24 protein-coding genes, 2 rRNA genes and 1 pseudogene are annotated in these 22899 nt (G+C 62.4%); 17 read left to right on the forward strand and 10 right to left on the reverse strand.

Translation table 11 applies throughout. The features are described from left to right. Both ACLJPD_RS28820 and rrf read left to right on the forward strand, forming a co-directional pair. Positions 1-128: ribosomal RNA gene (locus ACLJPD_RS28820) — 23S ribosomal RNA — on the forward strand; the annotation flags it as partial. Positions 129-216: 88 nt separating this feature from the next. Next, a 5S ribosomal RNA gene (rrf, locus tag ACLJPD_RS28825) occupies positions 217-333 on the forward strand. Between the two features lie 147 nt (positions 334-480). Here the strand turns inward: rrf and ACLJPD_RS28830 are convergent. Continuing rightward, positions 481-2376: a UvrD-helicase domain-containing protein gene (locus ACLJPD_RS28830; RefSeq protein WP_410876335.1), complete on the reverse strand. Its 1896-nt coding sequence runs from the start codon at positions 2374-2376 to the stop codon at positions 481-483. 283 nt (positions 2377-2659) lie between these two features. On the opposite strand from ACLJPD_RS28830, the gene ACLJPD_RS28835 reads away from it, so the two are divergent. Next, positions 2660-4036, forward strand: a complete 1377-nt coding sequence (locus ACLJPD_RS28835; RefSeq protein WP_410876336.1) for a DoxX family protein — start codon at positions 2660-2662, stop codon at positions 4034-4036. Between the two features lie 26 nt (positions 4037-4062). Here the strand turns inward: ACLJPD_RS28835 and ACLJPD_RS28840 are convergent, their stop codons facing one another. The 6 genes from ACLJPD_RS28840 to ACLJPD_RS28865 all read right to left on the reverse strand — a co-directional run bounded on the left by ACLJPD_RS28840 (position 4063) and on the right by ACLJPD_RS28865 (position 8986). Further along, positions 4063-4311 carry a MoaD/ThiS family protein gene (locus ACLJPD_RS28840; protein WP_410876337.1) on the reverse strand — a complete coding sequence of 83 codons (249 nt, stop codon included), beginning with the start codon at positions 4309-4311 and terminating at the stop codon, positions 4063-4065. 28 nt (positions 4312-4339) lie between these two features. Continuing rightward, entirely contained in the window at positions 4340-5437 is a 1098-nt protein-coding gene (locus tag ACLJPD_RS28845) for a WD40/YVTN/BNR-like repeat-containing protein (protein WP_410876338.1), read from the reverse strand. A gap of 212 nt (positions 5438-5649) precedes the next feature. Beyond that, positions 5650-6129: a hypothetical protein gene (locus ACLJPD_RS28850; RefSeq protein ID WP_410876339.1), complete on the reverse strand. Its 480-nt coding sequence runs from the start codon at positions 6127-6129 to the stop codon at positions 5650-5652. Next, on the reverse strand, positions 6126-7346 hold the full coding sequence (locus tag ACLJPD_RS28855; RefSeq protein WP_410876341.1) for a hypothetical protein: 1221 nt from the start codon (positions 7344-7346) through the stop codon (positions 6126-6128). Before ACLJPD_RS28855 ends, ACLJPD_RS28850 begins: the two co-directional genes overlap by 4 nt. A gap of 8 nt (positions 7347-7354) precedes the next feature. After that, complete coding sequence (locus ACLJPD_RS28860) at positions 7355-8158, reverse strand: hypothetical protein (protein ID WP_410876343.1); 804 nt, start codon at positions 8156-8158, stop codon at positions 7355-7357. A gap of 9 nt (positions 8159-8167) precedes the next feature. Continuing rightward, positions 8168-8986: a DUF3558 domain-containing protein gene (locus ACLJPD_RS28865; RefSeq protein WP_410876345.1), complete on the reverse strand. Its 819-nt coding sequence runs from the start codon at positions 8984-8986 to the stop codon at positions 8168-8170. A gap of 80 nt (positions 8987-9066) precedes the next feature. On the opposite strand from ACLJPD_RS28865, the pseudogene ACLJPD_RS28870 reads away from it, so the two are divergent. The 3 genes and pseudogenes from ACLJPD_RS28870 to ACLJPD_RS28880 form a co-directional block, all read left to right on the forward strand. Continuing rightward, positions 9067-9243: pseudogene (locus ACLJPD_RS28870) on the forward strand (DALR anticodon-binding domain-containing protein); the annotation flags it as partial. Positions 9244-9536: 293 nt separating this feature from the next. Continuing rightward, positions 9537-9836 carry a hypothetical protein gene (locus ACLJPD_RS28875; protein WP_410876347.1) on the forward strand — a complete coding sequence of 100 codons (300 nt, stop codon included), beginning with the start codon at positions 9537-9539 and terminating at the stop codon, positions 9834-9836. Between the two features lie 78 nt (positions 9837-9914). Next, positions 9915-10880, forward strand: coding sequence for an ADP-ribosylglycohydrolase family protein (locus ACLJPD_RS28880; protein WP_410876349.1), 966 nt, complete (start codon positions 9915-9917; stop codon positions 10878-10880). A 321-nt stretch (positions 10881-11201) separates the two neighbouring features. Here ACLJPD_RS28880 and ACLJPD_RS28885 read toward each other — a convergent pair whose 3' ends face one another. Next, positions 11202-11777 (reverse strand): Uma2 family endonuclease, encoded by a 576-nt coding sequence (locus tag ACLJPD_RS28885; protein WP_410876351.1) that lies wholly within the window; start codon positions 11775-11777, stop codon positions 11202-11204. A 304-nt stretch (positions 11778-12081) separates the two neighbouring features. Here ACLJPD_RS28885 and ACLJPD_RS28890 point away from each other — a divergent pair, with 304 nt between their 5' ends. From ACLJPD_RS28890 to ACLJPD_RS28905, 4 genes are read left to right on the forward strand one after another with little or no spacing between them, the layout of a single operon-like run. After that, entirely contained in the window at positions 12082-12423 is a 342-nt protein-coding gene (locus ACLJPD_RS28890; RefSeq protein ID WP_410876353.1) for a WXG100 family type VII secretion target, read from the forward strand. Between the two features lie 23 nt (positions 12424-12446). Continuing rightward, positions 12447-12722, forward strand: coding sequence for a WXG100 family type VII secretion target (locus ACLJPD_RS28895; protein WP_410876354.1), 276 nt, complete (start codon positions 12447-12449; stop codon positions 12720-12722). A 4-nt stretch (positions 12723-12726) separates the two neighbouring features. Beyond that, positions 12727-13998, forward strand: coding sequence for a hypothetical protein (locus ACLJPD_RS28900; RefSeq protein ID WP_410876356.1), 1272 nt, complete (start codon positions 12727-12729; stop codon positions 13996-13998). Between the two features lie 19 nt (positions 13999-14017). Further along, positions 14018-14239, forward strand: a complete 222-nt coding sequence (locus ACLJPD_RS28905) for a hypothetical protein (protein ID WP_410876358.1) — start codon at positions 14018-14020, stop codon at positions 14237-14239. A gap of 492 nt (positions 14240-14731) precedes the next feature. On the opposite strand, the gene ACLJPD_RS28910 is transcribed toward ACLJPD_RS28905, so the two are convergent. After that, entirely contained in the window at positions 14732-15250 is a 519-nt protein-coding gene (locus ACLJPD_RS28910) for a hypothetical protein (RefSeq protein WP_410876359.1), read from the reverse strand. A 70-nt stretch (positions 15251-15320) separates the two neighbouring features. Here ACLJPD_RS28910 and ACLJPD_RS28915 point away from each other — a divergent pair, with 70 nt between their 5' ends. Then, positions 15321-15641, forward strand: a complete 321-nt coding sequence (locus ACLJPD_RS28915; RefSeq protein ID WP_410876548.1) for a putative toxin — start codon at positions 15321-15323, stop codon at positions 15639-15641. Then, positions 15638-16258 (forward strand): HEAT repeat domain-containing protein, encoded by a 621-nt coding sequence (locus ACLJPD_RS28920; protein ID WP_410876361.1) that lies wholly within the window; start codon positions 15638-15640, stop codon positions 16256-16258. Before ACLJPD_RS28915 ends, ACLJPD_RS28920 begins: the two co-directional genes overlap by 4 nt. A 12-nt stretch (positions 16259-16270) precedes the next feature. On the opposite strand, the gene ACLJPD_RS28925 is transcribed toward ACLJPD_RS28920, so the two are convergent. Further along, positions 16271-16639 (reverse strand): hypothetical protein, encoded by a 369-nt coding sequence (locus ACLJPD_RS28925; protein WP_410876362.1) that lies wholly within the window; start codon positions 16637-16639, stop codon positions 16271-16273. 461 nt (positions 16640-17100) lie between these two features. Here ACLJPD_RS28925 and ACLJPD_RS28930 point away from each other — a divergent pair, with 461 nt between their 5' ends. From ACLJPD_RS28930 to ACLJPD_RS28950, 5 genes are all read left to right on the forward strand, one after another. Continuing rightward, on the forward strand, positions 17101-18531 hold the full coding sequence (locus tag ACLJPD_RS28930; RefSeq protein WP_410876549.1) for a helix-turn-helix domain-containing protein: 1431 nt from the start codon (positions 17101-17103) through the stop codon (positions 18529-18531). A gap of 16 nt (positions 18532-18547) precedes the next feature. Further along, entirely contained in the window at positions 18548-19657 is a 1110-nt protein-coding gene (locus ACLJPD_RS28935; protein ID WP_410876363.1) for a hypothetical protein, read from the forward strand. A gap of 72 nt (positions 19658-19729) precedes the next feature. Further along, entirely contained in the window at positions 19730-21223 is a 1494-nt protein-coding gene (locus tag ACLJPD_RS28940; protein ID WP_410876364.1) for a pyridoxal phosphate-dependent decarboxylase family protein, read from the forward strand. Beyond that, complete coding sequence (locus ACLJPD_RS28945) at positions 21220-22137, forward strand: methyltransferase (RefSeq protein ID WP_410876365.1); 918 nt, start codon at positions 21220-21222, stop codon at positions 22135-22137. Before ACLJPD_RS28940 ends, ACLJPD_RS28945 begins: the two co-directional genes overlap by 4 nt. After that, on the forward strand, positions 22134-22859 hold the full coding sequence (locus ACLJPD_RS28950) for a hypothetical protein (protein ID WP_410876366.1): 726 nt from the start codon (positions 22134-22136) through the stop codon (positions 22857-22859). Before ACLJPD_RS28945 ends, ACLJPD_RS28950 begins: the two co-directional genes overlap by 4 nt. Positions 22860-22899 lie beyond the last annotated feature (40 nt).

Here is a 22899-nt window from a genome sequence, read left to right on the forward strand (position 1 = left end):
CCAAGATGAGGTTTCTCTCCCACTTGATGGGTTAAGGCCCCCTACAGACCATGGGGTTGATAGGCCAGAATTGGAAGCCAGGTAACTGGTGTAGGTGACTGGTACTAATAGGCCGAGGGCTTACTACAAAGGTGTTACGCGTCCACTGTGCGGTTTCTGAAACAACAGACACTGCAGCAAACCCCTCGAGGGGAGCGCTGTCTGGTTTCATAGTGTTACGGTAGTTATAGCGGTGGGGAAACGCCCGGTCCCATTCCGAACCCGGAAGCTAAGCTCATCTGCGCCGATGGTACTGCACTCGACAGGGTGTGGGAGAGTAGGACACTGCCGGAACATCTTTGCGAGAGGCCCTCCAACTTCGGTTGGAGGGCCTTTTTGCGTTAGAACGATCGGACCCTGGAATCCGGTTGTCGGACTGCAGCATTCGCGGCCGGATGAGCCATGTGTGCGGGTCGTCGTGCAGAGTCCCGACCTTCCAATTCAGTCCGACAGGTAGGCGACCCAGAGATAGTCACGGGCGCGGCTGGTGGCGACGAGCAGCTGTCTGGCGAGCATCTCGGCGCGATCCCTGGCACCTCCGGGCAGCTCGGCGAGGTCGGATGGCGGTTCCTCGGTGATGTGAAAGACCGCCGCGAAATCCATCCCCTTCGCGCGGCGCACCGTGCCGACCTTGACCGGTACGACTTGCGAGCCGTCGTCGTTCTCCAACGCGATGGCGTCGATACCGGCCCTGCGCAGCACTCGCAAATAGCGAAAGACCTCGTTCGGCCAGTTCACGATCACCGCAACCTCGGAATCCGGCCGTATCTGTGCCTCGCGGATCGCAAGGGGGAGTAGACGGTCGATATCGCGGCGCGAGACGTGCACATCTTCCGCATGACCGTCCGACAGAGTCGGATCGCTGTCACGGAGGATGACGCCGGCGCCGCCGTCGAGATCATCGACGGTGTTGCCCGCATCGATGCGCTGTGAATATCGCAGCACCGCCTCACGATTGCGGTAATTCGTGCGCAGTACGCGGCCACGACCACCGGCGAGGGGGATCCCGGCCTCGGACAGCGTGCAGCCGCCGGCGTAGACCTGCTGCTGTCCGTCACCGACCAGGAGAAGTTGAGCATCGGAATCGCCGCCCGCTATCTGGTGCACCAACTGCAACTGCGTGAGAGTGAAGTCCTGCACCTCGTCGACGACGACCATGGAGTACGCCTCAGTACTGTCGAGCGGTCGTGCTCGAAGTTCGTCGACGGCCAGCGAGATGACGTCGTTGAAGTCGTGGACCTGCTGGGCGTCCAGGACTTCCTGATAGGGCAGATACAGGTGCTCCCAGACGAATTGACGACGGGAAGACCGGAGGCTGATACCTTCACGGCCCACCCTCTTCACGCGCTTGTATGCCGCAAGGTCGGTGACCCTACGGCCCTTGATCACCCTATCGATCTCGTCCTTCCAGTAGCCGCGATCGGTACCCTCGACCCGCTCCAACACCCCGCCGGCGCCCCGCCAAGCCTTGCTGAACGCGTCCTTGATCGCGGCGTTGTCGAGGTCGAACTCGACTCTGCGACGGCGGAGGAACGCGGTCGCCCAGGCGTGCAGGCCCTTGAACTGGGCACGATCCACCGTGTGCGGCGCCAACTGCGCGAAGCCTCGCTCGTGGTAGGTAGGCAGGCTTCTGACGAACGTCGTGAACAGCAGTCGTCCCGGACTTCGCTTGGCGAAGTGCGCCATGCGGTGCAGTGCGACGACCGACTTGCCGGTGCCCGCCGGGCCGCTGAACCGAGCGGGCCCGGTAAATGTGGCGTGAACGAGCGAGAGCTGATCTGGGTCGAGGAACGTCATCCAATCGCTGAACGGTCGGGCAAGTGCTGCCGTCCTCGCGTCGGCGCGCAGGTCGTCCTGGTCGAACAGCCCGCCGGCATCCACGGCTTCGGGTTGCGGCGCATCGTCAGCGCAGAGGTAGCTGTGCGTGCTCAGCTTTTCCGCGGCGGTCGCGGCCAGTTCACTGACGCGCTCCGCACGCAGCCGCTTCGCACGATGCGTCAGAGTGTCGACGAAGCTGGTCTCATCGACGACGAGATAGCGGCCATCTGCCGCTGCCCGCGAGCCTCGCGGCATGAGCAGCACGATGTCGACCGAATGCGGGACGAACTGGGCGCCGCCGACAACGAACCTGGCGAACGTCTGCTCGGCATCGCCGCGGATCTTCAGCACATCGGTCGAGGTGGGCAGCGCATCGCAGAAGACGAGTGCGAAAACGCCCGTGCGTCCCAGCGCGAACGCCGCGATCCGATCGGGCACGGGCGAACCGCGATCCACGAGCACGTGCCAGCCGCGCACGGTGAGTAGACCTGCCAGGAACCGCCTCTGGTCAGGTGTCAACTGTCGCTGTTCTGCGAGTGTGCGCTCCGCCCACCGTGCTACCCGCTCGCGATGAATATTCGGCATCGATCCCCCTCCGGATACCAGCTCCGTACCGCAGGTGGAGCTGTAATGCGTTGAGTAACAACATAGTTGACTTCCGCTCAGACGGCAGGCGGATCGGGCGGCCGACCCCCGAGAAGATGTGGCCCGAGTGCTCGGGGCAGCGGTTTTGCCGGATTTCCCGGCTATCCCCGCTGCCATAGCGTTTCACCCGGACGGCTTTCGACCGTAGGAGTGATGGATGGTTACAGGGGTGTTGGCGCAGCGGGAGCCCGAGGTCGTTGGCGTCGGGCGGGAAGCCGTGGAGCGGTGGCATCCGGCGGTTCGCGTGCTCTTCCGGTTCGGGTTCGTTGTTGTCGGTGTCGGGATGGCGGGGGTGTGGCTGCTGCACGCGTTGCTGCGCACCCTCGGTGTTTCGCAGGGGGCGGTGACCGAGGTCGCCAAATGGACGGCGCTACATCCGCTCACCGACTGGGTCGGCACGCACATCTTCGACGTACCCATCGATTACGCGGTGACCGGCAGTGGAGATACCGCGGCGAAATGGGTGTCTGTTTTCACCCTGGTCCTGGTTGCCGTGCCGGTTACCGCCGCGTGGTCGGTGCTCGATCGCCACCGGCCGAACTACGCGCGCCTGTACGAGTGGTTCCGGCTGCTGTTGCGCATTTCTCTGGCCAGCGCGCTGTTGCTGTACGGGATGATCAAAGTGTTGCCGACTCAGATGTCGTTCAACCTCGAGCGGTTGGTCGAACCGTTCGGCCACATGAGTCCGATGGCGGTGTTGTGGGCACAGTCATCGCTGTCGGAGCCGTACGAGATGGCCCTGGGTGCAGCGGAAGTTGTTGCGGGGCTTCTGCTTATCCTGCCGGTGACCGCGGGGATCGGCTCTGTACTCGCCGTTGTCGTTGCACTGCAGGTGCTCCTGATGAATCTCAGCTTCGATGTGCCGGTGAAGTTGTTCGCTCTGCAATTGTGCTTGTTTGCAATAGTTTTGGCGGCCCCTGACATTGCCCGGATCGTTCGGACTCTGCTCGGCCGCGCCGTCGACGCGCGGACATCGACACCTCTGCTCACCACACCGCGTGGCAACCGAATTCTGTTGGCAGCCCAGGTCCTGATGGGTGTTTGGTTGCTCTGCGCCACGACCGTCGAGGCATACGACGGCTGGCACACCTACGGCAATGCCCGACCCAAGTCCCCGCTGTACGGCATCTGGAACGTCACCGAATACTCGGTCGCCGGAGAGCAGGTGCCAGCACTGGTCGACTTCCGCGAGCCGCCCGCCAACAGCGGAATGCCCAACGCATCCGAACGATTCCGCCGCATCATCTTCGACATCCCGCAGGGCATGACCGTGCAGCGACTCGACGATTCACTGGTCTCCTTCCCTGCTCGCATCGACACCGACCAGCACACCATCACGCTGTCGAAAGACACCGCACACCAGTGGAAGATCGCGACATTCAATTACGTTCAGCCACAACCGGATCGGCTGATCCTGGATGGCACGCTCGGCGGACGTCCGGTACGAATGCAACTGGACCAGGTCGACCTCGCGCAGTACCCGGCGGTCTCACGGGGGTTCCACTGGGTGCAGGCCACACCCTACTATCGGTAATCAATTGTGTCCCAACGTAATATGGCTCATCCACCGGCCACCGATGGAATGATCATCACCTCGGTGCGTGCGCCGACGGCGGTGTCCTGGCCGTCGAGCAGACGGCATTCGTCACCGTCGATGTAGAAGTTCACGTACCGGCGTAATGCCCCACGTTCATCGCGGAGGCGACGTTCTAAGCCAGGTGATCGTTCGCGCAGCCTATCGAGGACCTGCTGCAGCGTCGCACCGTCGATATCGAGTTCCTTCGCGCCATCGACGTAGGTGCGAAGCATGGAGGGCAAGCACACGCGAGCCATCGCGTCACCCGATAACCGCGGCGCGCACGCACAGCACGTCGGGCAGCTTGTCGGCCACGAGCTGCCAATGATCGCCTTCATCCGCACTGCAATACACTTCGCCGTTGCGAGTGCCGAAGTAGATCCCGGTCGGGTCGGCGTCGTCGGCGCACATCGCATCACGCATGACCGCAGCCCAGAACGGCACCTGCGGCAGCCCATCGTTCTGCTTCGACCACGTCTCGCCGCCATCTTCACTGCGATACACCGCGCAGGTGGCATCGGGCGGAAAGCGGAAGCGCTCCATGTCCGCCACCAGCGGGAAGGTGTAGATCACGCCGGGCCGGCGCGGATGCGCGACGATCGGGAAGCCGAAGTTCGACGGCGGTAACCCACCATCGATCGACTGCCAACTCACCCCCGCATCGGTACTGCGAAACACACCGCCGTGGTTCTGCAGATACATGGTGCTGGGCGACTCGGCATCAACGGCAACCTTGTGCACGCACTGCCCCCACTCCGGCAACTCGCCGGGCATGAAGTCCGCGGTAACCCCCTTGTTCGTCGGCGTCCACGATTCCCCGCCATCGGCAGTCTGATAAACCCCACCCGTGGACATGGCCACCGCCATCCGCTGCGTATCAACCGGATGCGGCAGCACAGTATGCAAAGCCAACCCGCCACCACCGGGCTCCCACTGCGGCCGATGCGGATGCTCCCACAACCCCCGGACCAGCTCGAACGTCCGACCCCGATCAGCCGACCGGAACAACGCCGACGGTTCGACGCCCGCGTACACAACATCCGGCTCGGCATCCGTGGCAGGCGCAATCTGCCACACGCCGCCCAGCGCAGCCCCGGTGTCCTCGGGAAACGCCAGCGGCGCGTCATCCGGCTCGCTCCACGTCTCCCCGAGATCATCACTGACCACCAACGTCGGCCCGAAATGACTGTTCAACACCCCGGCAAGCACCCACGGCGTCCCCCGCCGAGTATCGATTGCCAACGCTTTGACATCCGCCACCGGGAACTGCGGCGGCGACACGGTCCAACTCGCCCGCCCGTCCCGACTACGAGCCAGAAACAAGCCCTTACGTGTTCCGATTCCGAGCAGCACGTCCATCGCGAACCTCCGATTGGTCACCGCAACGCCGACACGCGTGACACTACGCCGCACCACCGACAGGACCTGCGAGTTCGGGGGAAATTCAAAATCGAATCTGTGAATTCCTTTCGCTTTTAGGAGCACCTAGTAAGTGAAAGAACTTGGGCTGGAGTGGGTTCGAAACAAATCGTCAGGTGTGGAGATGTCCACTGCAGGGCACAGTTCTGCCGTCAGATCAGCCAAGACTTCTGATGCGGGTAATCGTCGAAGTCGTCGGGCCAGTCGGTAGGGCTGGCGACCTTTTCGCCGGGGTGTTTCGGCTGGTCGTCCGTCGGTGGCCACGACGGGGGATCAGTGGCGGGCGGTTCGGGATCCCAGCGCCAAATGAACGAGGGTGACGTTTTCAGATCGGCCACTTCTGGAGGTACCGGACGTCCCGCCGATTCGATTTCGGGCCACCGGCATTCGCCATCACCGACTCGTAGGCCGTAGGCCTGCAGCTCCGGGGAGGCCTGCGGCAGGCTCGCCAAGTTCGACATGAACTCTTCGGTGACCAGCGTCGGCTCGGTAAGGATCGCGTGGACGTCCATGTTCTCGGCTTGGATGCGCGCGGTCCGCAGGTCGCCGATAGCGTCACGCACCGGGGCCGCAGCCGCCTCGACGGCAGGGTCCAGATTGGGCTCAGAGGCGCTCTGCCACTGTGGCCTCATCCGTTATCCCATGGGTTCGTTCCGGCGCCTACCTCGTAGCTTTCTCGCGGGCGATCCGTCGTCTTGTTGTACTGCGCGACCTGGGCGAGGTCCTGGCCAACCGCCACGCGGCGAAGCGTCGGTTGCAGTGTGTCGTTCAGCTTGTCCGCTGCCACCTGCGTCGGATTGGACAGAAAAGCGAGGTACTCCTTCAGCTTGTTCTTCGTCTCTTCGATCTTGTCGACAATCTTCTTGACCGTGGACACAATTGTGTAGATCTTGTGCCCGAGGTCCACGACCTCTACAGCCCAACCGATTCCGGGGACTTTCTTGATGACGTTCTTGAAAATACCTTTGACCGACTTGACGTCGATGTAATCCTCGATCATTTCCTTCAGCGCTGTGATAGCACGCCGGACTCCCTCGCGAATTTCATCCGCGAGGCTCGAGAAGAGATCCGATGTAACGCGACCGACAGGACCCTCCCATTTCATCGCCTCGACCTGTGTTTTGGCCCATCCTTGCTCGAAGGAGATCGCGGCCTTGCCATCCCAATGCTGTCCGACGCGTGACACGCCGTTCTCGAGATTCTTGCCCGATGCTTCCATCGCGTTGCCGGCGATCTTGTACACCTCGCCGATGCGGCGCACTTCGTTCCAGTTTCCCTCGATGGGCTTGAGCACCAGGACGAGCGGGTCGATCTCGTTTCCCGCCGTGCGCGTCACGCTTTTGATGGACTCGTTGATGTCATGCAGTACCGGCGACACTTGGCCGATCAGTGCCGCTGTGTCTTCCTGGTTGACCGTCGGTGGATCGAGGGAGATGGACTCCGGTTTCGAATAGGCGGCGGGTGCGCCGTACGCCTCGGTCTGCCCTTGCTTTTCGACCGTTGTGCCGACATCCGTGGAGGCGGCGCTGGGGACATCCTGCGTATGGTTGTTCAGCGCCTGGTAGGTCCGCATGTCTTGGTCGTGGTACATCCAGGCAGCTTTGTTCAGCTCGATCGACGTGCTCGCGGTGTGTACTGAGATGTCGTTCATTCGGCCATGCGTCATGTTGCACAGTCCCTGCAGAGGCGTCAGCAGGTCACTGATGATGACTCCGGTGAACAGCGCGCCCTGCGGCGGTGCATTGGTGCTGACGAAGGTCGCGATCTTGCCACCATCGTCGCCGATGTCCTTGACGAGATTGCTCAGTCCGGCGATCTCGGCTGGTACGGCCTTGAAAGTCTCTGCCATCTGGGTTCCTATTTGTCAGTCTTCTGCAGGGACTGCAGGATCGTTTCGGCTTCAGCGGCGGGCAGCGCGTCGTCGGTGCCGACGTCGCGGGTGACGAGCAGAAGCGCTACTTCGGCGCTCGCGTATCCAGTGGTGGCGATGATCTCGTATACCGCCTGGTCAGGCGAGCAGGAGTCGGTCTCGGGAATCTCCGAAACGGTGGCGGTGTATCGCCGCGCCGGCTGCCCCGACACCGTGCTGTCGAACGGCCCGGTGATTTCTACTCGAGGCTTGCGTCCGGTTTCGTCGTCCGCGAAGACCAGCTCGGCATTGGTGACCGCCTCGCGTGCGGCGGTGTCGAGGTCGACTCCGTTGCGGCCGCTCATGCCGACCATTGCCCGGTCCGCGCCGTCGTCGTCACCGCAGTAGCCGCGCCGAAACTGGCTGCCTGCACCGAATGTCGCGATCTGCCCGCCGCGGTCGGACCATCCGAAAACCAGCTGGTTGCTTGCCTTCCAGTCCTTGCCCGAGGGGACGGCGTAGCTCAACCCGAATCGAGTCGGAACGAGTTGCGGACGGCCAGGTTCAGCTGAGGGCATCGGCGGCGGAAATTCCATCGTCGGAAATCCCGGTGGCGGTGGCACCACCGATGTCGTGCGCGGGGGTGGCGGCGGTTCCATCGTCCATGCCGCAGGTCGGTCGGGGTCTGCCCGGTTCAGGAACGGATTGCCGACCCAGACGACGGCCAGCAGACCGACAACGACAACGACCAGCGCCGCCAACAGCCGACCCGCTGGCCCGAGCAGGCCGAACTTGCGAAGGGTTTCGATCACTGCGGTGGCCTACTTCAGCGATCGAGCGAGCGCAGCCGCGGTCGTCTCGATGGTCCCGCACGGGTCAGGGGCTCCAGGGGCCGGAGACCCGTCAGCAGCCGTTCGGGGGTATTCGGCCGCCTCGATCGTGAGGGTTCCGTCGGTTGTTTCGATCGCCGTCGTGCACGAGTTGGGGAAACTGGGTCGATAGGTGACTGCTGGACGCCCATCTACCGCTGCGTTACTGACGGGGTCCTTCGCGTCCTGGGTCTTGATCTCGGCGAGCGTGGTGGACGTTGACAGGACGGTGAGTCGCCCAGTCATCGGCCCTCCGTCGGATGCCGACTTCGAGAACGTACAGCCGATGGCGGTGTACATGCCGCTCACGATCTCGCCGGGGGAGCGGTCGCGCGTGCTCGGGTCGAAGCCGATCTCTGAGATCGTCGCGTCGCTGACAGTGCAAGGATCGAGAGCGACGCTGAGGTCGCCTTCGGACATCGTGGGCGCAGGCGCCACGGCGACCTGGGCGGCAGAAGTCGATGTAGTTTGTGCCGTGTCGGACTCCGAGTCAGAGGACCCGCACGCGGAGGTGGCGAGACCGAGCACTGCGAGAGCCGCAAGAACGGGGACCGAGCTCGCCTTCCGATGTTTGACGGGGCAGATCCAGTTCGCTGACACTTCGATGTGTTCCTTCCCTCGATGGTGCGCCGAGCACGTTGCCACACGATTGCTCCTCACACCAGAGTTGGACGGCGTTGGGCGCCAGTCGGTTCCATAGTGAAGCGTAAAAGTGGGATCGATCACATCTTCTCGGCCGTCGACACTGGCATCTACCTGCAGTATGCGCACGCCCGGGTCAACTCGATCCTGCGCAAAGCCGAGGCCGAAACCTCAGCTCACGTCTATGTTGCGGTCCACTCGAACCAGCCGAGCGGGAACTCGCCTTGCGCCTCGACGGCTACGGGACTGTTCTCATCGAGGTGGCCGATACGTTGGAGCCACACCGGCTGGCGGGTTATCTCTACGAACTTGCCCGCGTCTACACCGGTTTCTACGACTCGTGCCCGGTCATGACCGCCGACGAACGATCCGATCAGACCGAATAGCATTGTTACAGTTGTCCTCTCGTACTCTAGAACTCGGATTAGGGACAGTTGGGAATCGCGGCACCACAGCGGATGTGACCTGTCGGCAGGGCATCCGTCGGCTGACAAATAGTGCACAGAACCCTTGTGTCCAAGAACGGACGCACCGACTCCGACCCGACACTGGCACGCCGCTCGGCACCGACGACGAAGTACTGTTCTCGTCGAACAGCCAATTCACTGTGCACTACAAGTATTTGGACCCCGCGACGGGCCGGATCGTGATCTAGATGGTCGAGAGGTAACCGGTAGTCATGACGACCCCTAACGACGAAGAGTACGAGCGGGCAGTGCAGCAACTTGAAGCGTTCGAGGAGATGCGCGCACAGGTGCGCCTGCGTGCGTTGGATCCCACGGCCCCACGCGACGTCACCTACATCAAAGATGACGGCAGGTCCGGCACGCCCCAGGAGAATTGGACGGTCTCACACGACGGACGTGAATGGCGCGACGAGAACGGTGTGCTGGTCTACCGCCGCGATAGTGAAGGCTTCTGGCTCGCCCCAGACGGGCGCCGAGTGTTCGATCCCATCGGCACTCCGATCAACCCCTGACAACATCGTGGGCGCTTACACCGCGGTAAATACAGGTCAGCCGGTCTGGGCACCCGAGCCCGGAAGACTGTCGATACCGTGATCGGATGGAGACGGCGGTCGGATTCCACCATCGGTCGTGTCGAGCTGATGCTCGATTCGCTCGATGGGCTCTCCGTCGGCGATGCGCTGGGGGCACAGTTCTTCATCATGGGTAGGTCACTCGCGGATCTTCGGTCGGGCAACCCTCCACCAGCACCGTGGGATTGGACCGATGACACCGAGATGGCCTGCAGCCTCGTCGCCGAACTACGCCGCCACCAGTGCATCGACCAGGATCGGCTGGCCGCGGCTTTCGCGCGCCGCTTCTCCCCGGAGCGCGACTACGGGCATGCGACAGTCACGACCCTTCGACGTATTCGAAATGGTGCGCACTGGCGAGAAGTAGCAGCAGCGGCGTTCGAAGGTCAGGGTTCCTGCGGCAACGGCGCGGCCATGCGGGTCGCTCCGCTGGGGGCCTACTACTTCGACGATCCACAACGGGTTGTCGCCGAAGCGATTCGGTCGGCACAGGTCACCCATATGCACCCTGACGGAGTGATCGGCGCGGTCGCGGTGGCGGTTGCCGCTGGTCAGGCGGCTCATGTCCGCAGCACCCAAAATGTCCCCACTGCAACAGAATTCCTCACCGCTGTCCTGGACCGGCTCGAACCCACCGAGACGACGCGCGGCATCCGTCGCGCTCGTGCCCTGCTCGGCGCAACCATCGCCGAGGCCGCACACGAACTGGGCAACGGATCCCGAGTGAAGGCGCAGGACACGGTGCCGTTCGCATTGTGGTCCGCGGCAACGCATTTGGACGACTACCCAGCAGCAGTCGCCGCGTGCATCGAAGCGGACGGCGATATCGATACCACTTGCGCTATCGCAGGGGGGATCGTCGCCGCCTACACCGGCACCGCTACTGGAACCGGGGTGCCCCAGGAGTGGCTCGCCGCCCGCGAACCGTTACCGTCCTGGCTTACCTCGATCAGCCCGCCGCGCCGCCGACTCCGAGGGATTTGAGTTGGTTCGATGGTCGCGGTGACGCCGCCGTTACCTTTGCTCCCATCGTGGCGAAGACTCTCCATCGACCCGCGCAGCTACCAGCAATTCCACCATGGAGGCGGTGCGGTCAGTGCTGTTGCTGCTCACCGGCGGCGGGCTGCCAGCCATATTCCGTGGTCCACTTCCCACCGCGTTACGACGCGACCGCATCGCACCGTCAATACTTCGGCCTCTGCTGCTCCGGTGGTCGAGGATCTAATAGGCCGAGACATGCTGTGTCAGTTGGTAACTCGCACTCAGAATTTGGATTGGAATGATCCGCAGCCGTGCGCGCTCTGATCAGGGCAGCAGGGACGCGGGTGTGATTGTGACCGGGAACGGTGTGCGGAGGTCGGCGGTGTCGCCCGCGGCCACCCGGTGGGTTTGTTCGTATCCGCCGTCGGGACCGAGCCGGTAGGCGAAAAGGACCGGGAGATCTTCACCGGGGAACTGGCCCGCGAAAGGGTTGATTTCGAATCGCCAGTAGGAGGCGATGCCGGCTGTGCTGTACATGATCGGCTTGACGACCCGGTCGGTCATGGTTGTCGACCTCGAGACCACTTCCACGACCAGGTCGACCCGCGCGACCGGTACGCCTCTGGCATCCAGGTCGACCGCGCCGGTGGTTACCATCGCATCCGGAATCGGCTCGTCATCTCCGATGATCACGCCGACTCCGTCGAGCACCAGCGAGTCCGCAGGTACTGCATCGACCAGAACGCGAACCAAGCGCTGGATCAGCAGTTGGTGACGTGGTTTCGGGGCGGCATGCACAACGAGCTGGCCATTCAGCACCTCGTATCGCAGTCCATCTTCGGGCAGATCATCGAGATCGGCGGCGGTCCAATAGTCGTGGTGAGGTACCGGCATCGCCATGTGGGCCACCTCCTCCCTCGGTCTCGGGCCCGAGCAGTTGAATCGATACTAGCGGGTTCGTGCTGCGTAACGTCTCATGTCGCCGCAGCCGGGGCCGGGATGGCCACGGACCCAGGATCTTGCCGAGTGAAGTTGAACGTCGACCGACTGCGCCCGTGACTCGGCAGTCCACAGCGCCTCGGCTACCCGCCGGATACGGCTGTCGATGGACTCGTTCGGCCGGCACATCCCGTTGCCCTCCGATTGCAAGCGGCAAGCGGTCTCTGGTTGAGCCCCCTACTACTCTCCGGTAGCGTCTCTCCGCATGAGCACTCCTGGGGGGAGCGACGGTCAGTCGTTGGCGATCGTGCCCGACGAGGTCCGCGCGGTAGGTCGGTATGTGTATGGAATCGCGGAAACGCTGCGGACAGCGTTGGATTCAGCGAGTCGTGAGGTAGAAGCCCTGCTCAGTAGTGACTGGGTCGGCGATTCGGCCGACGAGTTCAGCACAGGCTGGACCGAAACCAGCAGCGGCGGAAGCCAGATCTGCATCGCCTTGACCGAGATGGCCGAGAAGCTCGGCGTCACCGCCGACACGTACCAGAGTCAAGACACCACGAGTTCGTATGCCCTGGACATGGCCGGGCTCGATCTACCGGAGCTGTGATGGGTTCGGAATTCTCGGTGAACATGGATCAACTCGACCAGATTGTGGCCCGGCTGGCCGGGCTCGCAGGCTTCGTCGCCGACAATCTCGATGATGTCGATGATCACGTCGCGACGTTGAAAGGCACCAGCTGGGAGGGTGTAGCGGCGGATGCCTACGAGGTAGCACACCAGCAGTGGATAGCGGCTGCACGCACTTTCGCTGAGGGCGTCGGCGATATGAGCGACGCGGCGAAAGCAGCGCATAGCCGTTACACCTCCGCCGCGGAGATGAACAAGCGGATGCTGCAGAGCGGGTAGCGCGGTGACCTGGATCATCGACTCCGGCATGTACTACGACGCCGGGAAGAAGTGTCACCTACTCGCCGACGACATCAGCCTCGCATTGGGACCGCTGAACGCCGCACTCCAGAACGAGTGCGGCGGAATGGCCGGTGACCACGAGAAGTGTTCGTCCTGGACTGCCGCCTACGACCAGAACGCCGCCGACATCGTCACGCTCACCGCTACTTTGGCGAACGCGCTGCGCCGATACGGCGACGTGTTGGAAGCGAACGGTTACAACTGGTGGCACTCCAACCGGGCCAAAGTCTCCGGCAGTGAACCCGCGCGGCCGACAGCGTCTGAGCCACTGTACGACTCGGGCATGGCGCTGCCGGTTACCGCGAAGGGTGACAATGGCGCGGGCCTTGATGAGGGTGCGGTCGTCGGGCTGCTCGAGAAGGTCGGCAAGATCCCCAACGGAGACGCGACCAAGCTCGCCACGGCTCGCGATGCGTGGAAGAAGTTCGCTGAGAGCGACTACATCACGGGTGCCGAAGGCCGGATCAGAGGGGTCGGCGCCAAGTTCGAGGGCAGCACTGACCCGAACATCATCGATATCGACGAAAAGCTCAACAAACTCGAACAGGCTGCAAAACTCGTAGCCGAAGCCGCCAAGGGCATGGTCACGCCTGTTTCCGAGCATCACTCCGCGCTCACCGATATGCGCTCGGAGATTCAAGCCGCTGTCGCGCAGGCTGGTATCGAAGTCGCTGCCGCTATCGGGATTACCATCGCTGTTGTCGCGGTCGCTGCGGTCTTCACCGCCGGACTCGCCTCCGGCGGCGCGGCAGCAGGCGGTGCGGTGATCACGGTCGAGATCGTCGAGGCCACGGCCTTGATCATCAAGAACACTGTGACCGCCAGCCGCCTACTGGCCCTCTTCGGCGCTGTGGTCGTGGCGGGCACTGCGAGCGGCGCATTCACCGGGATACCCGACCTCACCAACGCCGGTGTCAGCGCGGCAGTCACGGCCATCGCGGGCATGGCCGTCTACATCGCGGCCAATGACGACGCTGTCCCGGTCGATCGGCCCAAGAAGGTGCCGACCTCTGGCTCAGGTAAAGAAAAGGCAGATGATGTGCCAAGCTGGGCCAAGGGGCGACCGCCGTTCGTAGGTGAAGGTGGGAAAGAGTATGCGCGTCGTCTGATGGATGAGCAGTACGGGCCCGGAAACTGGGAGGGGACAGGGCCGAAGAGTGAGTTCAACAAGATCAAGAAATATGGTGATCGTGCCTGGCAAGACCCCAAGTAGCGCGTTGATGGAGATTTGAATGGACGAGGTATTCATTGTCGACCACTGGTATGAATTGGAAGATGGAGAGGAAGTGATCCGCACAATCGGGCTGTACTCGTCGGAATCGAAAGCGAACGACGCGGTGGATCGAATGAAGAATTTGCCGGGATTTCGTGACCGCCCTGACAATTTCAGTGTGGATAAGTACACGGTGGGTAAAGATCATTGGACTGGCGGATTTGTTTCCGCAGGTGTATGAACGAACTATCTGAGGAGCTTTTATGGAGTCGGCGTATCTGCTCGAACATACTTACGTGACGAGGGATGGCACTGAAGAGTCCAAGCGGATCGGTGTGTATTTGTCGGAAGGTGATGCACGAGCGGCTGCTGTACGGCTTAGGGCTGCGCCAGGATTCTGCGATTATCCCGATAGTTTTGTCGTACAACGTTATGTGGTCGATGTAGATTATTGGACAAACGGATTCGAAGAATCGCGGGACTGATGGCTACGATATCTCTACGCTCGGTCGGCAATTTTCGGCGACCGAGGGCGGCAGACTATCGAGCAGGTCGCAGGCCAGTGGCCTTAGAGGATGTCTCATGTCGTACGCAGTAGTCGCGGCGTGGCCGGAATCGGCTGTCGTGCATGATGTTCGGTCGTGATATCGAAAAATAGATCTGCACCGCAGATTGAACTGACGATGATTCATCGACCCGACCGGCCGTAACAACTGGCAACGCAGATGATCGGTCAGCCGATCGATGTCCACTCGGATACGACTTGGATGTGCTGCCCGTGCTGGGCGATCTCTGGCCAACTCGTGTAGCTGCTCAAGGGCAATCGGTCCGCGATCGATTCGGTCACCGTCGTGTACCAAGTGCTGTTCTCGCTTCCCCTGGGGGTGATATTGATCGCCGCCAGATAGTGGCCGCCCGCGGTGAACCGGACGACAGCGAGGGATTGGCGGGTCTGGGCATCGCCGTGGCGGTCTATCGGAGCGAATCCTGTTGCGATATCGAACTTGCGGAGTCTCGAGCCCAGGTTCGGCCACGACATCACCTGGTCGATCGGGTCACCGATGCTCGTGGACGTCGTCTCCCAGCTTGAGCCGTGCCGGACCGCTACATAGTTGTAGCTGCCCCGGCCGAAGCGAATGATCGAGCCGTCCGGTGGTTCAGCTGGCAAGGGATTCGAAACGGGTTGAACAAGCGGAAGTGGTTCGAGCAGCGGCCTTGCCGCCGTGAGGTCATACGCGAGCGGATCAGGCAATTCGGGACCGAGTCGAGGGCACGTGACCGGGACTCCGTCCAGTACCTGCGCAGAAGCTTCGTTGGCTTTGATGCTGTCGATGCGGACCTTCGCGGCGACCGCCGAACCGGTGATGTCTCCCCAACAAGCGGTGACGAGGCCACGTCGCTCGAGATGTTGGATGAGCGGCGCAAAGCGCAGGCTCGATCACGGACAGCAGCGACTCACCGAGGTCAAGAATGTGCAGAATCAGGGTCTGACCGATCAAATCAGGGATGAACTAGCATACTGTGATCGGCGAGGTTATGAATTTTTCCTGATCACTGATAACAACACCCACCTGACCACCGAGATGCAGAGCTTGGTCAACCAAGGCAAGATAAAACACGTGAGAATGGATTTCCGAAGTTGACACCAACCGACGATCGGGCCGGAAGTGAACTGCTTGCTGATTATCAATGCGCAGGTGGATACGCCCGGACGATTTTTCAGTTCCCGGACAAGCCAGTCGACGAGAAGATAATCGGTGTGCTCTCGGGTTGGCTTGTCGAGCTCGAAACCCGTTGGCCCGGTGATGAAACCCGAGGCCGCGACATGGCCAGGCTGATGATTGTCAGAGCCCTCGGTGTCAAGGAATCCCGCAAATCGGTTGCGATACCAGCGCTGATATCCCAGTTCGACCACGCCAAGATTATCGGGCTAGATACGCGGTGGGCGGCAGGCAATGCCCTGTTCGACATTCCGGCTGGAAAGGAACACTTCGATGCTTTGGCAGCTATAGCGTCCGACCGCGCCTTCGGTCGTAGTCGTGGAATGGTCGTGACCTGGCTCGGCAAATCACGTCACCCCGAGGCTGCCACCGTCGCGCTCAGCCTTGTCGACGATGAATCTGTCGAAGGAAATGCGCTGGAGGCCTTGGCGAAAATGCGGGCGCAAGGTGTGCGCGAACAAATCGAGCCATTCCTGAGTGCGGACAAGCCTCGGATGCGCCAGCTCGCCAAACGGATTCTCGACCACGATCAGAGCTGATTCAAGCGGACTTCACCACACAGCACGAATGGCAGTGTGACCTTCCAACGGTTCGGCCTCGAGTGTCCCGTCGGCAAGACTGTAGGGCTCGATCACTCCGATTGCGATCCCATGGGCGTGCTCGAGATGGATCTCGATACCACTGGATGCCGTCTCCGGTAGCGCCACGTCGGTCACCACCGCCGCGGCCCGCAGGTCACCCCGCATTCGTGACAGCGCAGTGAAGATCATCGGCTTGGCCTGTTGTGCATCTGGCGCGTCGATATCAATGACTCGGACGCCGCCCTTCCGGTCGACAGCAAGCCCGAACGGGAAGAATTCGCCCCGATCCCGCAGGTGCTCTCCTGCCAGCGTCAGCGCGGAATCGAGGAGGTTGTCCACATCGTCTTGGACCGGTTCAGGGGTGGTATCGCGCCAAGACATCGCGTTCCTTTCGAGTCAACGGGACCACCCGTCTCGATGTAACCGACCGGCGGGCACCCGACGCCAAGGCTACCGCGTGGTGACTCGCGATGATCAGGCTGTACACACCTCGCCATAACCGGGAGGGTCAATTATGAGCACGACCTACGGCGCAGCCTCAGCGAGGTTCGGCGCGAATTCGGCGGCCGGTGGGAACAGGTAATCGTCCGGGTAGGTCTGCTTGATCTGAAACGCGATCCGCTTACCCATCACTCCAACGATGTTGACGGCGTTGGTGACCGGAACTCGGCTGCCTGCAAAACGGGCGGGTGCTCAGCCCCGAAAAGCGCTGACAGGATCCCCTTTATCTGCTCGAATGGTCATCGACCGGGAATCTCAACGGTCACGAACTGGCTGGGGAGGAGCCGATCGTGGATGGGATGCAGACGTCCGGGTGGTTGCGGCGCGACGGGGACGGCGTTGCGGCGCCGACGGTCGGCCAGGTTGTTCGTGAGTACCGGCTTGCGGGCGGGGCCAATCAGGCCGTGGTCGCTGATGCGTTGGGGATCACTCAGCAGTTCCTGAGTCAGGTCGAGAAGGGAACGCGCAAGGCCACGCTGGAGCAACGGCAAGGGTTCGCGCGAGTTCTGGGGATTCCTCCCGAAGAACTCGGAATCGCGGGCCGCGCTCACCGCCGTGCGGGCGCCGATGACACTCCCGCGGTGGCCACCAGTCGAGGTCGGTGGCGAGTTCAACGCAACTGGTTGAATCACCACCGCGACGACCTGGCGAGACTGGCGACCGCGTGGTATCCGGACGAGTACCGGCTTCCGAGGACATCGCTGATCACTCGCGACGGTTGGATGCCCGCTGCCCCAATGGATTTGGATTCGATTCGTCTCGAACTCGATGAGGGACCGCAACTCGCCGAGATCACCGGAGCCGAGGGAGAGACCGCGCCCGTGCGCCCGCTGCGCGTTCCAGGGCTCGCCTACGAGACGTATTCCGCAGCGGTGAAACATCTTGACCCGCCGCAACTCTTCGAGTCGAGACCGAGCTACCGGTATCTCGGTGGCACCGTCACATCCGGCGCATTGGGCTTCGGACTGGCCAGCTACTTCGACAAACTCGATGTCAGCGAGGCACTCGCGCACGAGTTGGCTGCGGCTTGTCTGGCTCATCCGACCGCCGACGTTTCGGACTTGAGGGGCAGGTTGCCTTTCCGTGAGCTCATCGGAGATCCGTTCGATCCGGCACGGCGCGCGATCATCCCCGCGATCACCACGTTGACGATCCGGCTTCGCAGGTTCCCAGCACCGCCGTCGTTCCTGCTGCACTGGCGTGACCCTTCTCGTGTCGCGACCGCGGCCGGGGTCTATGACGTGATTCCGGCAGGTGAATTCCAGCCGTCGAGCATGGGGTTGTGGGACCGCCGCAACGATTTCTCACTGTGGCGCAACATGGTTCGGGAGTATTCCGAAGAGGTGCTCGGCCATCCAGAACACGACGGGACACGAAGTGTTCCGATCGACTACGCGAATTGGTCGTTCTATCAGCAGCTCAGTGCGGCTCGTGCGCAAGGAAAAGTCACCGCGCATCTACTCGGGTTCGGGCTCGACGCGTTGACATTGGCTGCCACGTTGCTCACTGTCGTCGTCATCGACGACGACGTATTCGACGAAATCTTCGGCACGATGGTGCAGTTCAACGAGGAAGGTGAGGTAGTCAGCATCGGTGATGGCCGAGCCGCCGATGGAGTGCCGTTCACCGAGGAGTCGGTGACGCGGATGCTGGAAGCCGAGCCCATGGCCGCGCCGGGAGCAGCGTGCTTGGCGTTGGCATGGCAGCATCGACACAGCTTGATCAGCTGAGGAATCTGGAGATCACATGCCCACGCAATCGCGCACCCTGACCGACAGCGAGCAGGCGTGGGCCCGAACCCGCTCCTATCTGCGTGAACACCGGACCGAACTGGACCTTGCCGCGGCGGGGGAGTATCCAGATGCGCACCGTGTGGCTGATTCCGCGCTACTCGCACGACGCGAGTGGCTGCCGACTTCGCCAATTCCGGTGAACGACATTAGGTTGGATTGGTCCCCCACGGAAGCTCTGTCGTTCCCGGCCCAGCCACCGCGAAGTTCTGTCCTTCCTGTGCGCGCCGACGGTGGTGAGTATGAGACATATTCCGCAGTCGTCGGCGATGTCGCGGCACCGACAGTCTTCGAGAATCGGCCGACTTACCGGTTGCTCCATGCGGAGCTGGCTGGTCAATTGCCAACTCTGAGATTTAGCTTGGGGCACTACTTCGACAGTGTGGATGTGGGAGAAGCGGCTGCTCACGAGTTCGCGGTTGCCTACCGCGACGGACAGGTCGCACCAGGCGTACGCGCTGCGATCACCGACCCATGCGACCTCGGGCAGCGTCGTGCGAACCTCGCGATCAGCACGCTCACAATCCGGCGCGATGTCGACACCGGCAACCGGTCGTTCCTCCTGCACTGGCGTGACCCACGAAAGGTCGGACACGCCGGCGGGATGTATCAGGTAGTTCCGGTCGGCATCTTCCAGCCCTCGGGGTACGCCGAGTGGAACACGGGAAACGACTTCTCCCTTTGGCGCAACATGATCCGTGAGTTCTCCGAGGAACTGTGTGGCGCCGATGAGGACCACGGCAGCGAGCAAGCCCCGATCGGCTACGAGTCATGGGAATTCGCCTCCAAGCTCACGGAGGGCCTCGACGACGGATCGGTCGAGGCCTACTGCTTAGGCCTTGGCGTCGATCCGCTGAGCTTCGCCACGGACCTGCTGACTGCCGTGATCATCGACGGACCGGTCTTCGATGAACTGTTCGGCGAGATCGTGGCCGACAACGACGAGGGGCGTGTGCTCGAGTTGCAGCCCTTCACTTCTGAGCGGGTCGAGCAGGTCATCGCGGAGCATCCGATCCAAGCCGCAGGTGCCGCAGCCCTTCGGTTGGCGATCGCTGACCTGCCCTGACCCGATACAACAGGCTGTTGTACAGCAGCCTGTTGTTGGAACCCTAGCCCTGGTCGGAGAGACGCTGGGGCAGTGAAGAATTCAGAGACAACAACGACCGGCTTGTTGCACCGCGCGGTCGATATCGGTTTGCAGTTCAAGGCCCGCCCCGAGATATTCGGTCGGCGAAGCACAGCACGCGAGATCCGAGACCTGCTGGTCACTGAGCTCCCGGTGCAGTCCATGACCGGTGGGGAGGTCCTGGCCGAGTTTGTGAATCATGTGCTGCCCCTGTGCAAGAACGAGGCATCGCCACGGTTCATGGGTTTCGGTGACACCGGCGATGACCAGCTCGCTCTGATGGGCAGCGCGCTGGCAGTGCTGACGCAGCAGAACATGATCAACCAGTCGTTCGACAGCCCGAGCGCCACATTTGTCGAGATCGCCGTGTTGCGATGGCTGCGAGACCTGCTCGGTTACGCGAATCCACCGGTCGATGCGGTGCACACGGTGTGGGATGTGGGTGGCATGGTCACTCCCGGCGGGACGACCAGCAACACCGTCGCGATGATGCTGGCCAGGGAAGCGAAAGCGCCGGGCACGATGCAGACGGGTGTTACCAACCCGGGCCGGATGGCAGTGGTAGTTCCGAAGGGGATCGGACACTACAGCGTGAAGGCAGCGTTGACGTGGATCGGGTGCGGGGCGCAGGTGATCGAAGTTCCCACCGACGGATTCCGTTACGACAGAGACGAACTCGCCCGAGCCTTGCGAGAGAATGGTGATCGCGTGATGGCGGTGGTCGCCTATGCCGGTGACAGTCGAACCCAGACGGTCGAGGATCTGAGGGCCGTGCACGATCTCGTGCGAGCAGTCGATCCGAGCATTTGGTTGCACGCGGACGCGTGCTGGGGGCTGCTTGCGGCGTTCAGCCCGAACTTGCGGGACAAGATCGACGGCATCGCCGAGTTCGACAGCATCACCGTGGACCCGCACAAGATCATGGCCGTGCCCTACGGGCTGAGCGCACTGCTGGTGCGTAAACCTGCTGTGCTGCGGACGATCTCGACCTACTCGGATCTGATCATGCAGGAAGACTTCGCCTTCGGACAGGTCACTCCGTTCATCGGCACCAAGGGATGGATGTCGCTGAAGCTGTGGATGATGATGCTCGGCCGCGGCCGAGCGGGACTCGCGGAACTTGCCGACCATCGACAGAAGCTGACTCGACGATTCGCTGAGTTGGTCGACGCGCACCCACGGCTGGTTCGGCTCAACGACCCAGACCTGGCGGCGGTTGTCTTCGCCTACCTACCGGCGGGAAGCATGCTCGGCCGTATCGACGAGCCTGCGCTGGGCCGCGTCAATCAGCTCAACATCGCCCTCCATGAGCGGATCCTCGCCGAAGGCCGCTGGCACCTGCACCAATTCACGTTGCCGGATGACCTGGGGCGCCTACGAAAAGGATCGGTCGTGTATCCGCTGCGGTTCATGGCCAACAACCCTGGGCTCACCGAATCCCATATGCACGAAGTTCTCGCCTACCTCGACAATCTCGCCTCGGATCTGGAGGAACAAGCAGCATGACGAACTCGAGTTTTCGCGCGGTTTACGAGACGGCAGGCACCTACGACAAGCTGCTGTTGCAGCATTTCTACGGCGGCACCGAAGACATCGACTTGGTCGCGGACTGGCTCACCGAACACCATGCGGCACCGCGTGCAGCGTTGAACGTTGTCGAATTCGGCTGCGGCACAGGCCGAATCACTGACGCGATCGCACCCTACGCCCGAAATCTTGTGCTGGCCGATTACAGCGAAACGATGGTGGCCGCGGTCGCGCAGAAGTTCCCCGACGCCCAAACGATCTGCGCGGACACCAGCGACGCCGTGACCTCCCTGCTCGCGGCCGACCGAGCGGCGACCTTCGACCTGGTAACGGCGTTCTGGTCGTTGAGCTACCCGATCGGCGAGTTCTTCGAGGAGCTGTCGTCGGCGGGCGTGCAGCCACGGGGTGACCAGGCCGTCGCGGCAGAGCACGCGCGGAAGTTCGTGCTCGACCTGGTTGAGCTGACAGCCCCGGGCGGGCATTTGCTGGCCATGTTGTTCGACGCCGAAAGTCCGGAACAGCAGTTGGTGACACAGGCGTGGGAAACAGTCGCGCCATTCCCAGGCGGCGGCCGCGCTTACACCCGGCACGTCCTGATCGACGCGCTTCGCGAGGCCGAGAACCGCGGCGACGGCACACTGACCCACACGCGGCTCGGGGGAGTGGCGTGGGCTCCCACACGTGAATCTGCCCGGGAATGGTTCTTCGGCGTCCATTTCAAGCACCACCCCAAACTGCTCGACGACCTCGAACTCCAGCGGGACGTGGAAGAGTTCATCGACCGATACGAAATGCCGGAAGGTGGTGTCGCGCTGCCGAGTGGGGTCCATTTCATCGACTTCCACGCAGTCGCGCATCCGCGTGCATCGCTTCCGGACGGGTTGGCGTCGTGACTCCCGAACTGTTTGCCGCCGCGGCGCAGCTATGTCGCATCACGACCCCGGTCGGCGGCTACGGATTGGCGTACGGCTCGCAGGCCGTCGGCGCTGGTTACTCGGACTCGGACCTGGATCTGGTGTTGGTTGGACGGCATCGCCCCGGTTGTCACATCATGAACGACCTAATTGCCGCTGTCTGCAAGATCCACGATGACTTCGGGCTACGCAGTGACACGGAAGTCGATTACGAGACAAAGCTGTTCGCGACCTATTCCGATGTCGACAGCGCAGTTGGATTGCGGTGCTTCTCAAGAATCAGCGGTGGGCTCAGCCCGGATCCTGTCGTTGCCGACCGACGCTGGTTGAATTCGCCGGCCTTTGCCCAACGACTCATTCTCAACGCTCTGACCAGTGAACACGTGTTCCTCGGCGGAAGCGTGGCGCGGTATCGCGCTGACCGGGCGAGGGCGGAGCAGGCGATCGCAGCGCTCGCAATTTCGATGCTGGGGGGACCCGAAGTGACCGTGCTCGACGCCGTACGTGCACTCATCGAAGGGCCCGGAGGAGAGCGTGGCAAAGACTTCCTGGGCTACACCCCGGGCGCTCGCCTGTGCTCGACCGTTCAGTCCGGACTGGCATCGCTGGTCGCCCGGAATCTGGTCGAGGTGATCGACGGTGCGCGGTTTCGCCGATGCCATGTCCGCGACGAACAGGTCGGTCCTGGTCACGCCGCATGACGCACCTGCGACAATGGGTTCACCATCCCCACCGAAAGGA

Origin of the sequence: Nocardia sp. A7 (assembly GCF_046549215.1) — a bacterium.
Classification (GTDB): domain Bacteria; phylum Actinomycetota; class Actinomycetes; order Mycobacteriales; family Mycobacteriaceae; genus Nocardia.

Bases quoted from the DNA above. Each gene is read 5' to 3' on its own strand.
- ACLJPD_RS28835 (WP_410876336.1), top strand. From the start codon at position 2,660: ATGGTTACAGGGGTGTTGGCGCAGCGGGAGCCCGAGGTCGTTGGCGTC.
- ACLJPD_RS28840 (WP_410876337.1), bottom strand. From the start codon at position 4,311: ATGCTTCGCACCTACGTCGATGGCGCGAAGGAACTCGATATCGACGGT.
- ACLJPD_RS28845 (WP_410876338.1), bottom strand. From the start codon at position 5,437: ATGGACGTGCTGCTCGGAATCGGAACACGTAAGGGCTTGTTTCTGGCT.
- ACLJPD_RS28850 (WP_410876339.1), bottom strand. From the start codon at position 6,129: ATGAGGCCACAGTGGCAGAGCGCCTCTGAGCCCAATCTGGACCCTGCC.
- ACLJPD_RS28855 (WP_410876341.1), bottom strand. From the start codon at position 7,346: ATGGCAGAGACTTTCAAGGCCGTACCAGCCGAGATCGCCGGACTGAGC.
- ACLJPD_RS28875 (WP_410876347.1), top strand. From the start codon at position 9,537: ATGACGACCCCTAACGACGAAGAGTACGAGCGGGCAGTGCAGCAACTT.
- ACLJPD_RS28885 (WP_410876351.1), bottom strand. From the start codon at position 11,777: ATGGCGATGCCGGTACCTCACCACGACTATTGGACCGCCGCCGATCTC.
- ACLJPD_RS28890 (WP_410876353.1), top strand. From the start codon at position 12,082: ATGAGCACTCCTGGGGGGAGCGACGGTCAGTCGTTGGCGATCGTGCCC.
- ACLJPD_RS28895 (WP_410876354.1), top strand. From the start codon at position 12,447: ATGGATCAACTCGACCAGATTGTGGCCCGGCTGGCCGGGCTCGCAGGC.
- ACLJPD_RS28905 (WP_410876358.1), top strand. From the start codon at position 14,018: ATGGACGAGGTATTCATTGTCGACCACTGGTATGAATTGGAAGATGGA.
- ACLJPD_RS28915 (WP_410876548.1), top strand. From the start codon at position 15,321: ATGCTGTCGATGCGGACCTTCGCGGCGACCGCCGAACCGGTGATGTCT.
- ACLJPD_RS28930 (WP_410876549.1), top strand. From the start codon at position 17,101: ATGCAGACGTCCGGGTGGTTGCGGCGCGACGGGGACGGCGTTGCGGCG.
- ACLJPD_RS28935 (WP_410876363.1), top strand. From the start codon at position 18,548: ATGCCCACGCAATCGCGCACCCTGACCGACAGCGAGCAGGCGTGGGCC.
- ACLJPD_RS28945 (WP_410876365.1), top strand. From the start codon at position 21,220: ATGACGAACTCGAGTTTTCGCGCGGTTTACGAGACGGCAGGCACCTAC.